Annotated in this window: 10 protein-coding genes and 1 riboswitch; all 10 genes read right to left on the bottom strand. The window is 50.5% G+C overall.

Features of this window, described 5'->3' with window-relative positions:
- Positions 1-21 precede the first annotated feature (21 nt).
- The 10 genes from ACTQ3K_RS04290 to ACTQ3K_RS04245 all read right to left on the bottom strand — a co-directional run bounded on the left by ACTQ3K_RS04290 (position 22) and on the right by ACTQ3K_RS04245 (position 14,647).
- On the bottom strand, positions 22-1,257 hold the full coding sequence (locus ACTQ3K_RS04290) for a sirohydrochlorin cobaltochelatase (protein WP_441565916.1): 1,236 nt from the start codon (positions 1,255-1,257) through the stop codon (positions 22-24).
- A 180-nt stretch (positions 1,258-1,437) separates the two neighbouring features.
- A riboswitch (cobalamin riboswitch) is annotated at positions 1,438-1,614 on the bottom strand.
- A 98-nt stretch (positions 1,615-1,712) separates the two neighbouring features.
- Positions 1,713-2,597 carry an ABC transporter permease gene (locus ACTQ3K_RS04285; protein WP_441565917.1) on the bottom strand — a complete coding sequence of 295 codons (885 nt, stop codon included), beginning with the start codon at positions 2,595-2,597 and terminating at the stop codon, positions 1,713-1,715.
- Positions 2,598-2,680: 83 nt separating this feature from the next.
- The gene (locus tag ACTQ3K_RS04280) at positions 2,681-4,600 is read right to left on the bottom strand and encodes an efflux RND transporter periplasmic adaptor subunit (RefSeq protein WP_441565918.1); all 1,920 of its coding nucleotides are present in this window, start codon (positions 4,598-4,600) and stop codon (positions 2,681-2,683) included.
- A 2-nt stretch (positions 4,601-4,602) separates the two neighbouring features.
- A complete protein-coding gene (locus ACTQ3K_RS04275) occupies positions 4,603-5,769 on the bottom strand; it encodes an efflux RND transporter periplasmic adaptor subunit (protein ID WP_441565919.1) in 1,167 nt (388 codons plus the stop codon).
- Positions 5,766-8,174, bottom strand: coding sequence for a hypothetical protein (locus ACTQ3K_RS04270; protein ID WP_441565920.1), 2,409 nt, complete (start codon positions 8,172-8,174; stop codon positions 5,766-5,768). Before ACTQ3K_RS04270 ends, ACTQ3K_RS04275 begins: the two co-directional genes overlap by 4 nt.
- 9 nt (positions 8,175-8,183) lie before the next feature.
- Positions 8,184-9,053 (bottom strand): ABC transporter ATP-binding protein, encoded by an 870-nt coding sequence (locus ACTQ3K_RS04265; protein ID WP_441565921.1) that lies wholly within the window; start codon positions 9,051-9,053, stop codon positions 8,184-8,186.
- 27 nt (positions 9,054-9,080) lie between these two features.
- On the bottom strand, positions 9,081-10,190 hold the full coding sequence (locus tag ACTQ3K_RS04260) for a hypothetical protein (RefSeq protein ID WP_441565922.1): 1,110 nt from the start codon (positions 10,188-10,190) through the stop codon (positions 9,081-9,083).
- A 22-nt stretch (positions 10,191-10,212) separates the two neighbouring features.
- Positions 10,213-11,703, bottom strand: coding sequence for a DUF3502 domain-containing protein (locus ACTQ3K_RS04255; RefSeq protein WP_441578589.1), 1,491 nt, complete (start codon positions 11,701-11,703; stop codon positions 10,213-10,215).
- Positions 11,704-11,752: 49 nt separating this feature from the next.
- Positions 11,753-12,886, bottom strand: a complete 1,134-nt coding sequence (locus tag ACTQ3K_RS04250; protein ID WP_441565924.1) for a hypothetical protein — start codon at positions 12,884-12,886, stop codon at positions 11,753-11,755.
- Positions 12,887-13,510: 624 nt separating this feature from the next.
- A complete protein-coding gene (locus tag ACTQ3K_RS04245) occupies positions 13,511-14,647 on the bottom strand; it encodes a hypothetical protein (RefSeq protein WP_441565925.1) in 1,137 nt (378 codons plus the stop codon).
- Positions 14,648-14,666 lie beyond the last annotated feature (19 nt).

Genomic DNA, 14,666 nt, shown 5'->3' with positions numbered 1-14,666 from the left:
CTCCTATTGCTGATGTCTCAATTATTTTGCAAGCGCGTCAGCAGTATGTGCAACATAAAGCGCCTGGATAGCATCGATCTCGCCCAGGCCTGCGATCTGGCAGTCAATGCTGTCAAACTTTCCGGATGCTTCAAACTGGCTCTTCCAGGAATCGTCATCCTCACCAGCCATATCGTTGTTTGCATGATCGCCTGCTACAACCATCAGAGGACGAAGAATGATCTTCTTGTAGCCGGCAGCGGAAGCTGCCTCGATCACTGCCTCGCATGCAGTCTCCTCAGGCTCACCCTCAACGGTTCCGATGAAGACGTTCTCATAGCCAAGCTCCTTCATCTGAGTCTGCATCTGGGTATAGGAAACCTTTGCATTATGAGAGGTTCCGTGGCCCATGAATACGAATGCCACACCGTCCTCCTTTGCTGCATCCAGAGAATCAAAGCCTGCGGTCTTTACTGCTTCTGCGGTAACGGCTTCTGCAACAGCCTTCTTGTCTGCATTTACAACGGTCTCATCCTCTCCCACTTCGCCGAGCAGGGGCTCTGCGACCTTTACAGACTCGAATTTATCCTTATATGCCTCAACGGTTTCCATCAGCTCGTCATACTCTGCGCCATGCATTAAGTGCGTCGGCTGAACGACCAGATTCTTTACGCCGTTGTTTACAGCACGCTCCAGCGCCTGCTCCATGTTGTCGATGTGCTCATCGTCACGGGCCTGGATATGGTTGATGATGATCTGAGCAGTAAATGCTCTTCTTACGGACCAGTCAGGATTTGCTTCCTGAAGCGCATCCTCGATCCCCTTGATATCCTTTACACGGCTGTCATTAAAGGAGGTACCGAAGCTTACAACCAGAAGCTCATTCTCACCGATCTCGTCCTGGTTTCTGGGATCATCCTTGGAGGCATCGCCGGTATCTCTTCCGAAATAATCAGGATCTGCGTTCTCGCCCTCTACCAGCTCCTTCTGTGCATCCGTTAACGCATCCCATGCTTCCTTTGCTGCCTTGCACTGCTCATCGGTCTGGTCGTTTCTTGTCTGCACATAGATGGCATCGATCAGCTCAGCTACATGATCGGCTGCTGCCTGATCATCGTTTGCCTTTGCTTCTGTCTCTGTTTCCTGTGCCTCAGTTGTCGTCTCTGCAGCCTTTGTGGTTTCTGCTGCTGTTGTCTCGCTCTGCTTCTTTCCGCAGCCTGCCAGCACAGATGCTGTCAGAACAGAAATGCAGAGAACTGCTGTGAGTTTTCTTTTCATCTTCGTTTTCTCCTCGTATCTTTGTTTTTTTGTTTTCCGAAAAGCGGATCCTTCAGAATACAGGCCGTGATGCTGAAAAAAAATCTCAATATAAAAATCCAGCGTAAACTTCACGCTGGATTCCCCTTGTTATCGTTTTATTCGATACTGGATCAAATCCTCGTGACCCGGAACACCTTGTTCCTGTATCACAGAATGGCAGGTCTCCTGGCTTACAGTTCAAACGCATACCGCCGTCTTCCCGATGACTCAGTGACATACTGGCAGTACCCTCCTGTATACAGTGACGAGATCGCACAGGCCTTTCACCTGTTTCCCTATTCTCCGCATGGCTGCGGCACCATCTGCTTCCTTATTCCGTTTTCAGACAGATGTATTATAGCACGCATCTTAAAAAAATCAACCCTTGTTTTACCGAAAATGATAACTTCTTAACAGAATTCATCCCGGTCTCTTCACTGCACCGCATACTGTCCCGGTTCTCCCTCCGGGATCATGCTGTTCATCATCCGGCAGGCATACTCTGCTGTCTCTTCCGCCCATATCTGTCCGGAATCCTTCTTCCTTTCCTCTGCAGCGTTTTCCCGATCCAGCCGTATCGCCATTGCCTTCGGCTCCTCCAGAGCATACACCTGTGCCCAGGTGCTTTCCGGGATCACAACCAGACCGCTTCCTGCCTTCTCTGCCCCCGTTTCCGCAATTCCGACGACCTGATAAGGGATCCCGTTTACCTCGATCATTCCACCCAGCGCTTCCTTCCCGTCAAAAAGCTGTTGTCTGGCGCGCTCATTGAGCACTGCCGCACGCACGCCGTCTGTCTGGTCTTTTTCCGTCAGGCCGCGCCCCTCGATAATATAGAGATCGGCAGCCGAAAAGAAATCTTTCCCGGCGCCGATGACACTTCCGCCCTCCAAAGCCGCCGTTTTGCGCCAGACCGTATCTCCGGCCTCCCGCCAGTAAAAGGCTTCCGCCTCCGCGATCCCGTCTGTCTCCGAAAGAATCGGTTCCATCTGATCCGCCAGGTCATTTAAGCGCCTGCTTCCGGAGCCGCCGGTTTCGGATACCGCAACGCTGCACCTGATTCCGTTTTCACAGAGGGCCAGTGCCGCCGAATCCGAGCCGAACAGACCGCCGAAGGAAACGGCTGTTTTCTCCTCTCCGTTTCCATCCGGCCGGTTATTTTCTCCGGAACGGCCATTTTCGTTACTCGCCGATACCCTTCCGCCGGAATCGGCGGTCTGCTTTTTCCCGCTCTGTCGTCCCAGGAAAAAACAGAGACCTCCGATTCCGGCGATAAAAATCAGGAGCCCAAGCCCTGCGATCATTCGTTTGTTCTTCATGACTCCTCCTTTTAAAAATGCTCCGTCATCCTACGCTCCGGCACACTCTGCTTTCATTCTGTCGTCTCCGGTATGCTCTGCTTTCATTCTGTCGTCTCCGGCACGGCCTCTGTCAGCGGCTCCGCCGTCTCTGTGGTTTCCTCCGGCCCGATCTCCATCTCTGTTCCGTAAACGATCCGTGCCTTTGCCCCGGTCTTTACCCCATCCGCTCCCGGCTCTGCCAGATAATCGGTTTCCGCCAGGCCGGAACAGATCTCGAGCTTTGTTCCGAGAATGGTTCTTCCGGTCTCCACTGCCCGTTTTTCCAGCCGTTCATCTGCTCCCATAACATAGGCAAAGGCCTGCCCATGCTCATAAAAGATCATTTCTGCGGGAATCACCAGAGTCCCCGATTTTTCTTCCCCGGACGGAAACAAAACACTGACCGGTTCGCCCGCGCGGAGAACCTGTTTTGCTGCCGATGCCCGGAAACGGTAGCAGCTCATAGCCGGATTTCCGCTGCTGCTTTCCGTCTCCTCCGGCTCTCTCGAAACGGAAGAAAGCTCCGCCTCCAGAGAAACCAGCTTTCCGTCCCGCTCCAGAAGGACCGTCACCGCTTCTCCTCCGAAAACGTTCTCAAACAGCGCTTCTCCGAGAAGTCCCTCGATATGGACACCCTCTGCTCCCTGAAAGGTCAGCACCGGCTGTCCGAAATGAGCGGCCTCCTCCGGTGTCCGGACCTCCGATGCCGTTCCTGCCTGTGAAGCAGTCACCGTACACGCCGCGATTTCCTTTTCCAGTGCCTTTAAGGCCGCCTCTTTTTTCCGAATTGCCAGCTCCAGCTTTTCATATTCCAGAAGCCGGTCGCTTAACAGCTTTGCCAGCTCTTCCTTTGTATAACCCTTCGGTTCCTCCAGACCGCCTAAAGCCTCCTCAAGCTGTCCGTCATCAAACACTCCGTCAAAATCCGGGATTTCCGGTTCCTCCGGCTGAGGCAGTGTTTCCCTGCCGGACTGGGCGGGTTCGGTCTCCTCCGATTTTGCCGGCCCTGTCTCTTCTCCCGATTGAGACGGATCACTTTCCTCCGGCTTCGTCGGCTCCTTCTCTTCTCCCGGCTGAGAGGGATTACTTTCCTCCGGCTTCATCGGCTCCTTCTCCTCTTCCGGCTTCGTCGTCTCCTTCTCCTCCTCCGGCTGAGAGGGATCGGTCTCTCCCTTTACGGCTTCTTCATATGCTTTCCCGTCAAACTTCCAGATAAGTAACGGTGCATCCAGCGTCTCCTCATTTTCCACGATCACAAACTGCCCGCATTTTTCCAGCCTCATAAGAGACACCAGGACTGCCGCCTCCACCTCGCCTCCACGTTTCAGATAATAGGAACAGGGATCCTCCGCCGTTCCCCTTCCCTGAAAGGGAATGCTCTCCGCCGTGATCCGCTCATAAACCACAGGTACTTCCTCCCGGCCCCGAATCGTTTCAGGATCGGTTTTCTGATTCTCTTCCTGATTGATTTTCAGATCGGTTTCAGGACCGGCTTCACGATTTGTTTCCGTCTCATAGCTTACGGTAAACAGGTTGGAATCCATCCCACGACCAAGCCCGTCCATGACCGGCCTCGTCTGCTTCAGGGTCAGAATATAGGCCGCCAGCCGCCCCAGATAGATCTCCTCGTTTTTCCGGGTGAGCTCCGTCCGGTTCCATTCCTCCTGAAGCCCTGAACTGTCATAGCGAAGAAGTGCCTCCCCGGCTGCCACCGACTGTCCGGCGCATACATACACCTCTGCCACCGGACGCTCCTGCGTCTCATAATAGGACTTTACCATCCCAGAAACTGCCTTCGCCTCCACGGTCTTTGCCGATGACCACTGTCTGTCCCGAAGCGCTTCCACCGAGCAGACAGGCACTGCCGTCTCCTTGGGGATTTTCCGAAAAAACAGAAGACCGCTTATGATTCCAAGGAGCAGGACTGCGAAAAACAGGAGGCCAAAAAGGATCCTCCGCTTCCATGCTTTCATGACGTTCATGCTCAGCCCTCCTCTCCGAAATCCGCCTGCTGTCCCTCCCGGAGATTTGCGCCCGGCCATGCCACATAATCCGTTATGGAAAGGCCGCCGGTGATCTCACAGGCACTGTGCCGGTCATTATATGCACCAAGGGTCACTGTACGCTTTTCCAGCCGCCCGTCCCGGCCTGCTGCCCAGACCCAGGGGGATCCGTCCAGATCAGAAATGTAGCCCTCCGGAAGAAGAATGATTTCTGTGACAGACAAGGGCTCAGAGGGCTTCTCCGCAGAACTGTTTTGACTGTCTAAAACAGAGCCTGCTTCGTTTTTTAGCTCTGCATAAACATGCTGTCCCGGGAAAAACTGCTCCGCCCCCTCCAGAACCGCATGAACCTGATACTCGGATAAACCGCCGTTTTCCTGAGGATTTCCTGTCTCCACCCTGCTGACAATTCCCTCGCAGCCGCTTTCCCCCTTCCGGTCTGTGACTGTGACTGCCGCGCCGCCGGAAAAGGACTTCACTTCCTCCTCACTGACCGAAAACGTCAGCTCATAGGTACCCTCCGAAACAAGCGTCAGGCTCTTTCCGTCCTCCCCCACCGCCGTAATGATCCCGGCACAGGGGGCCGTCACCTGGGTCTGAGAAAGCTTCTGCTCCAGGACTGCAATCTCCCGCTCCTTACTGCGAATCTCAAAGGACGCCTGCTCCGACTGGGCTTTCAGCTCCAGGAGCTGAAGCTCCAGACTCTCCCGTTCCTCCTTCGTCTGAGCCTCTCTCCGACTCTTTTCCAGAGACCTCCGCTGCGTTTCCAGAGAGGAGGCATTCAGCTCTGCCTGCTCCTTCGAAAGGATCAGCTCCTCCCGTTCCAGAGACAGATTTGTATTATCGTAAATCGCCAGTACCGCCCCGGCTTCCACACGAGAACCCGGCTCCACAAGGAGTCCTCCGGTCTCCCGTCCCTCATCCAGCCGGATCTCTACCGTTTCCATAGGGAGCACCATGCCTAAAAACCGGTTCCGCACATCCAGCTTATCCAGACAGCCCGTAACCGCCGCCACTGACTGCACCGGAACAGCCGCACTCTCCGCGGTCTGCTGCGCTGCCGGATTTTTCAGAAGAATCCCGATCCCGGCTCCCAGAAGGAACAGCAGGATCAGCCCGAACACCAGCCATTTCTTTTTGATCTTCATGATACACTCCCCTCCTCATAGGTCTGAAAATAGAACCACAGCCCAATTCCCAGCGCCGCGCCCCAGTAAAGAAGCCGTCCTGCCGTGATCCGATACATATCCGCCCCGGTCATCATGGGAAGAAAGGAAAACGCCGGCTCTCCCATGAGCCCCATCAGATACAGAAATACCGGGAGCAGAAGGATCAGCAGAGAAATCAGGATCGTATGGATCATGTTCCCCGTCCTCGCCGACAGCCAGAGGATCAGTCCTGCAGCCGCCAGCATACCGAGATATCTGGAAAGCCCCACCAGAGCCAGATAGGCCCAGAGCGGTACATTGAACGGAACTGCCGACAGCTCCGAAAGGCTCCGAAGCGGTGCCGTAAGCCCGGATCTCCCATAGGCATGGAACACCGTCAGATACCGGGGCAGATAAGCGATCACATAAGCCGCCGTCCCGTAAATGGCACCGGATAAGAATTTCCCGGCGCAGACACCGCTCCGCCCGCGAAGATACGCATGCTGGAGCTGGATCATTCCGGAGCTTTTCTCTACAGAAAAAACGGCCGCCAGCCCAAGCACCAGGAAAAAGCAAAGCTTTCCGGCGTTCATGACATCCTCCCGCCGTCCCATCTGGTTAAAAAGCGCATCCCAGCCACTGTCATAAAACAGCTCTGCCCGATCACCCTCACGGGTCATAGAAAGCACATATTCATACTGGCCTGCCGCCCGCTCAAAGCCGATCTGTCCTCTGGTCTTTGCCTGATAAAGGGCTGCCGCGTCCTGATAATCCATATAGGAAAGCTTTCCCGCCGCATAGTCCTTCGTCTGCTGCTCCATCTCCTTCGCCAGTTCTTCAAACCGGTCATATTCCTCCTGGTAAAGAACCGCCGTCTCCGGAAGCGTTTTCCCCTCTGCCTTTGTGACATAATACCGGTAAAAATTTTCATCGGCATCCGTATAGATCCGGAAATCCCGATAGCTGTTCCACTGGATCAGGGCGAACAGCACCAGCAGAATCCAGGCGTGCTCCATGAAAAAAATCTTGAATCCTTCCTTTCCGAACAGCCCCACCCGGATCCGAAGCTTCCGTCTCCGCCGCTTTTTTCCACGCCGCTTAAAAAGGGCAAGAAGCCTGCTCTCACGGCTCAGGGCCGAGGTCTCCGTCACGAACCGGCGGAGTGCAAAAAATACCGAGAGCCCAAAGACCAGCAGCGCAGTTCCCATGCAGACCGGAACGATATTGACCGGATAACCGGCAATATTCATATTCAGATAATCGGCAAAAAACCATCCTGTATCCGCCAGGCAGACCAGATTCAGGATCTTTAACGGGCTCAGCCAGGAATGGATCCCGATGGTCAGGTACAGAAGAAATTCCAGCGCCAGCACGCCGCCCATGGCAAGACAGGCACTCAGCGCATTTTTAAACACAGTCCCCAGACAGAAGATCAGCGCTCCGTACACAAGCGCCGCCCCCACCTTTGCCAGTAAGAATCCCGCCAGATACTGTCCGGCCGTCATGGCATAGGGCGAAGTTAAAAAGCCCCGCAGGCTCTGAACCGGCCGGCTTAAATCTCCCAGTCCCAGCGTTTTTTCTGCAAGGAGAAAATCCATTCCATAAAACAGAACCGTCCCGGCCGCCGCCAGACATAACATCAGAGCAAGCTTCGCTGCGATGGTATCGAGATAGCCCCGCTTCATGGGCTTGATCAGCAGAAGCGTCCCATCCTCCCGTTCACCGATCAGCATGGACAGCCCCAGGACCACAAACAGACAGAGCAGAAGAAGATCCGTGATCCTCGAGCCGGTTGCTAAGAGCATGCCCTCCGAATCCTCCGCCGGAAGCACCGTTCCCTTTAAATGCTCATAGACCGGCGGCGTTTTCTCGATATTCCGATAAGAAAACGTCCCCGGCTTTCCAAACAGCGAGGAAGAGGTCATGATCTTCGCCTCCTCACCGATCCGGTTCAGGTAATCCTCATAATGGGCCACTGCCGAAACCTGCTCCAGGATCTCCGACAGCAGATGCTGTTCATTGTAAAAGCTTCTCAGATACCGGAGGCTGCTTTCCTCAATGTCCAGATCGGGATAGCGGCTTAAAATTTCCCGGTTCCGTTCCTTAAAGGCCGCCCGGTCCTCCTCATTCCAGGCCTCCGCATTGTCTGCCCACTCCCGCCAGACCGCTACTGCCTTTAAATAGTCCAGCCGCTCCGAAAGCCACACCTCCGCCTCCGGCGCCGTCATGCCCGAAAGATCGTCATACACCCGCCCTACGTCGGTTTTCTTATAATACCAGCCCACCCTTGTCCGGCTTTCCCGATAAACCATGAGCCCGTTAAACAGAAACAGAAACAGGATCAGCGCAGGGATCAGCCGTCTGGAAAACAGCTTTTTGCCCTCATAAATGAACAGTTTCCCCATAGGCGCCTCCTACTCCTTGAAATAGTACAGATACACGTCCTCCAGTCCCGGCCGCACCGCACTGTGGGGAAGCCCCTCCGGCTCATGCTCCGAGATCAGGCGGACAAACAGCGTTTCCCCCTCTCTGGATATGTTCCCCAGAAGAAAATCCTCCCGTTTTTCGATGGCACCAAGCTCGCTTTCCGGAATCCGGATCTCCCAGACCTGCCCCGCCAGAGACGCCGTCAGCTCCTCTCTGGTGGAATCCGCCAGAAGCTCGCCCTCACGGATCAGCAGGATCCGGTTGGCCGCCGATTCCACGTCTGTCACCACATGGGTGGCGATCAGAACGATCTTTCCCGCCGAGATTTCCGCGATCAGATTCCGGATCGCGATCCGCTGCTTTGGATCCAGCCCCGCCGTCGGCTCGTCCAGCACCAGGATCTTCGGATCCGCCAGAACGGCCTGTGCGATCAGAAGCCGCTGCTTCATGCCGCCGGAAAAGGATCGGATCTTATCTCCCGCCACCTCCGAAAGCCCCACCTGCTCCAGCACCTTCGGAATCCGTTCCCGCGCCTCCGCCTTCTTCATATCCCGAAGCGCCGCCACATAGGACAGAAAGCCCACCGCCGTGAAATTCGGATAAAGGGCCTGCTGCTGTGGCATATAGCCCAGAACTGCCCGGAACTCCCGCCCCAGCTTCCCGATCTCCTCTCCGTTATAACGGATCTCGCCGGAGGTTGCCTTCAAATTTCCCGTCAGAATGTTCATAAAGGTGCTTTTTCCGGCCCCGTTTGGTCCGAGAAATCCATAAACACCCTCCGACAGCACCGCATTGATTCCCTTTAACGCCTGCTTCTTTCCGTAATTCTTAACCAGCGAACAAATCTCCAGCTTCATAATGCCCTCCCTGGGATGTACGTTCAATTACTCCGCCTTCAGTTTTTCCCATGTTGTCTTTCCGGCCAGATAGTCTTTCTCGGACATGACTGCTATTCCATCCGCATCCCTGCCAATTAGCATTTCCCCTCGGCTTTTACACGGTACAAAAGTTTCTTCACTTTTTACCTGCCGAATCAATTCAAATGCTTTTTTTTGCTCTTCATACAAATAAATTCGACTTTCCAATCCTTTTTCGTCATACGCAATCGCTGATTTTATTTCATCAGACCAGAAAATATCTCCTACCGCCTCCTCCATTTCTATACTTGCTTCTGTTTTATGTTTCATATCTACTTCTTTAAGTTCATACTTTCCATTTTCCTGTATTTGAAAAACAATTCCATTATCTGTTCCTGCCGCTTGAACTATAACTCCACTATTCTGAATAATCTGTTCTTCTCCACTTTCCAAATCTTTTGCTTTCACCATGCATCCCTGATCATTCCATTCTGTATAAAGTAATTTCCCTTCTACCATTCCATAAATACAATAAGATGGTCTTGTATTTTCTTTTTCCTCACAAAAAACAGTCTCTTCTCCTGTTTCCAGATTGAATCGATAAATACCGCTGATTACCTTTCCGGTCCACTCATATGTTTTTTCATCTAAAACATCCTCACATGTAGCAATCAGACAGCTTCCTTCCGAAAAAATTACTTTACTGGCAGCAAACGTCCCGCCATGATGGGCAAACTCTCCAATTTTCTTTTCCCCTGCCCCATCTAAATCGCAGGAATAAAAGGCCCGTTCACCTTCTTCACCTTCACAAAAATAATACCATCGCTCCTTATATCTCCCAATAAAATCTGCCTTTTCAGCCAAATAAACAGCCTCACATTCTTCTGTTTTATGCTCACAATTGGGTTCCGCACATAATGGCCTGTATTTTCGAGTCTGATAATCATAATATTCCATTTTTCCGGAATCTGGGTTTTTATACAAAAATCCTGATTCCATATAACACATATTTACCTGCCATTCCGAATCATCTGTTTGTTTTTCATCTCTTTTTTCTTCCACCACCTTTTTCGTTCCGCATCCGAAATTTCCGAGCAGAGCGAACACGGCTATCCATATCACAGTTCTTCTTTTCATATACGCTCTCCTCCCATTCCCGTTACCAATCCGACAACTGTCTATTCATTTCTTCCACAATACTTTCTATTCCTGCTTTATCAGCTTCTTCCCGTGCCTTTTCCAGATCTGTCTGCAGATCCTTTGTTTTTCCATACAATAGCTGATTCTTCATCGATATGGTATTTAACTCTTGAATCGTTTCTCCTATCTGCTCCATATTAAAGTGAAATCCAGCTAATTTAGAAAGTTCCGCATTTTCCATTGCCTCCCATAATCTCTGCTGCTTATCAGCAATATCATTCTGGCCTGGATACACGAGAAACGGATTTCCAAATGCTTCCTGCAAAAACATTCCCGTTTCGGCGTAATCATCCGTATATATTGCAAATCCATCTTTATTTGTATAACTTACTCCCTCTTCTCCATATACGATCGCATTGGATAGCTCTGAATCAGAATAAATTGCTGCAAGTACTTCTGCTGCCTTTTCTTTATTCCCACTGTTTGCAGATACAGCATTTTTCATTCCTGATCCATTTAATGGGTTCTTGAGTTCCGGCATTTCTACCGCATACAGCTCACACTCTTCCGGTATTCCATATGCAGCCCGAATTGCTTCGACCGTAGCTTCTGAACTGTAAGAATATCCTCCTACCATCAAAAACTCTCCATTTTCCAGCTTCTCCCAATAATCTTTTTCATCTGCCAGCGCACCGGCTAAATAAATCTGATTTATATCCTTTAACCAGTTTTCATACATTGGCTCCTGCAAAATATTTACAGCCTTTATATTCTCGTCCGTACTAACTTCCACAAAATTACATACTGTATATTCATAATTCGCCGCAAAATGATAATACGGAAGGGACACACCTGCTATAAACGCTTCATTCCCCGCAGCCTCCTCTTCTTTCTGCGCTTTTAAAAGAATTTTTTTCAATGTTTGTATAGATAACTCTTCTTTTCCTATTCCATATTTTTGACCGTACTCAGCCTTAATTACTGCATAATAATTTAAATTTGTGTACGGCGTTAAAACTCCGTAAATCTTACCGCCATCTTTCATGGTTTCCCAAAGTTTTTCCGGATAACTTTCATAAAGTGCTTTTCCAATATCTGTTTTATTGATGCAATAATCCAACGGTTCCAGCATCTTGTTCTGAATCATCATTGCATACACATCATACGCTCCCCAGATTCCAGGACAATTTACCAGATCAATGTTCTCCTGTTTTATAAATTCCATGTAAGCATCAAAATTCTCCGCATATGTTTTTTCATAATCCATGGAGAAATTCATAAATTTTATTTCATATGGATAATTCTTTTTCTCCAGATTCTTATTTAACGCCTGCTCTGCAACAGAATAATCGTATGGAGAATCAAATACTGCCCAGGAAAGGGTAATTATTTTTGTGCTGCTTTTATATATTTTAACCATCACAAACAGTCCAGCAATAAGCATTCCCAATATAAACAATCCGCACTTTTTTCTCATCTGCTCCACCTCCTGTTTCTTCCAGTATGACACAGCCTCCTCTAAAAATCACGTTACGATTCCGTAAGGTTTTCTCCCTAGATCACTCTGCCTTTCGTTCTTCCCAGCTTCCGCTTCCTTTCAGAAATTCCTCCCGCGGCATAACCGCCAGCGCCTGTGTCTCGTCATTGCATGGCCGTCCCACCACCTGTTTCTCTGTCACAGCAATCGGAATCACTGCACTGTCCCCGGTTTCCATCCGGATTTTCTCACAGGCTCCGTCTTCCTGAATCCGGTAAATGCTCCACGAGGTTTCTGCTTTCGTCTCTTCCGGCATACTCATAAGCAGCTCCCCGCCGTCCGCACAGAATACCGGCCCGGCGCTCAGTCCCTCCATGACGGTTTTTTCCTCCATGGAATCCATGTCGATCAGTTTCACTGTATATGATCCATTTTCACGGACTGCACAAAGCAGCCGGCTTCCATCCATATTTTTCAGATTCCCTGCCAGTACCTCCTGTCCCTGAAACAGCCCGTCTGTTTCACCCGTGTCCAGATGATACACACCGGCCCGATACCCAAACTGCTCCTTTTCTCCGTAAACAAGCAGCTTTCCATATATCCCGTACAATTCATAGGCCATATCATCACTCTCTGTCTCCGAAAGCAAAGGCTCCGCCTTTCCGTTTTCCAGATTGATCCGATAGATCCCGCTTCGATATATAACTTCATTTTTTGTTTCATCCAGCACAAGGTCCCAGGTCAGTGTAATACAGCTGTTCGCTTCATAAACTGCTTTCCATCCAAGCCGATGCGGGAATGCTCCAACCGTCACCTCGCCGGATCCGTCCAGCTCGCAGCGCCGGAAGCTTCCTGTCCCATCTGCCTCCGTCACATGGTAGTACCAGTTCCCTCCGCACCGTCCGATCTGCTCTGCATTCTGCCCCAGATAAACAGCCATACATTCCTCGTCCTGATGGAGGCAGTTTGCCTTTGCACATAACGGCAGATATGCTCCTGTCTCATAATCATAATATTCGACTCTGCCGATCCCATCCGCTCCGCCTTTTGCTCTCTGGTACAGCAGTCCCTCCGATGTATAACACCAGTCCATCAGGCTTACGGAATCATCAGCCACCGTTTCCGTGGTTTCTTTTTTGCATCCGCCCAGTCCCAGGAGGATTCCAAAAACCAGGAAAAAAATTCCCCATTGCCTTCCATGTCCGATCCTTTTCACTGCGTCTCTCCATCCCTGTTTCAAATCGTCTTAATTGTGTGAAACAATTTATACTATTGCAATAGTAGTCTTTGATAAAAAGAAAAGAAATCACGATTGGTTTCTTACAAAAAGTATACTATATCCGGTCGGAAATCTCAACCGATTTCTGAATATTATTGCTGTCTATTATTGCTGTCAGATAAACGCTGACACTTTCTTTCATACAGAATCACATCACGCCGAGCGGCATATTGCGGCTCCGAAGATTACCTTTCGCAGCTCCACCCAGGCCAGCCAACCGGCACAATTAAAAGTTGCCTCTGTCTGGCCTGGCAGTGGATCCGCGAAAAATGCAACTCATTCATCATTTCCTGCTTTGTTTTTTGTTTCTGTTATGTACCGTTATGCTATTTTTCAGGCTTTATTCCTTTGTCTCAGGAACCGTTGTTTAACGTACATCCGGCTTCTTCGCAGATCTGCTTCATTTCCTCCCGACTCTTTTTCAGCATTTCCGCACCAGCTTCCACCGAAATCGTTCCATTCTGAATCAACTGAACGATGATCTGCGTTTGTCCTTGCTGGATCCCGGTCTGAATTCCCTGTTGGATTCCATTTTTTCTGTTTTTGCAGGGAATCCTAATTTTAATACTCCAGCACCGTCCAGTTACTCTTCCCAGCCAGATAATCCTCCAGACTGATTGTTGCCATTTTGAATACCGTTTCTCCATCCAAGTCCAGTTCGCCGTAAATCATACCATTGTTTACTGCCATAACCTCCAGACAATTTCCCTCTTCATCCTCCCGGATCAGTTTTTGCTTTCCATCCGCGCCATACTGATATGTTCGATATTTGATCCCACTGTCCGATTTTTCCGCTTCTGTGATCAGCTTCAGATCACGGCTCCAGTACAGCCTCGCGCCCCGCTCCAATCCTGTCCGGATTTCATTCACTTCTCCTGTTTCCAGATTAAACTCCACGATGCTTCGTGTATCATTTTCCAGAAGATTGCCTGCCAAAAGCCCGTCATGGAAACTGTTTACCGGTGTCAGGAACCGCTTACCCATGGGATGACTGATCTCCTTTGTTCCCAGATCCAGCATTCCCATCACACTGGAATTCTCATCTGACTGCCGATACAACAATTTGTCTTCATATTTTCCAATCAGTTCCATATGAACATCCGCTTCTGCCGGAACGAGTACCTGTTCGGTCTTCGTATCAAACTGATACTGATAAATCCCGCTGTTCCAGTGCTCTGGATACCATTCCCCCACCGGCTGCTCCGTTCCCAGATCCACATCCTCCGCTGTATATACACAGGAATGATCTGTGTACAGCGCCCGCGTTCCGACTGAACCATAATTATTATGAGGGAAATCCCCTTCCCTCTTTTCTCCGCTTCCATCCATGCTGCAGCTGTAAAACGCCAGACTGCCATCCTCCTCGTTCATCAGATAATACCAGCGATCCCCGCACTGCCCCAGAAGCTCCGCCTTATTCAGATGAACTGCACTGCAGGTGTCATCCTTATGGAGGCAATTTGCTCTGCCGCACAGAGGAAAATAACTTTGCGACAGGGCATCATAATATTCCGCCTTTCCATTCCGCGGCGGATTCGGATTGCGGTAAAGAACACCATCTGCTGTAAATGTCCAGTTCAAAAAACCCCAAGAATCCCGTTCCCTGCTTTCCGATACCGATGTCTTTTTCCCGCATCCGCTTAAAGCAATCAGAGCTGCCGCTGCACCCAAAAGACCTGTTCTCCAATATTTTTTCATACAGCACCCTTTTCTATTT

The sequence above is a fragment of the Candidatus Paralachnospira sp. LCP21S3_A2 genome (assembly GCF_052118925.1).
Classification (GTDB): domain Bacteria; phylum Bacillota; class Clostridia; order Lachnospirales; family Lachnospiraceae; genus Lientehia.
The sequence above is the reverse complement of the archived record's forward strand: the minus strand, read 5'-3'. Positions and strand labels throughout refer to the sequence as shown.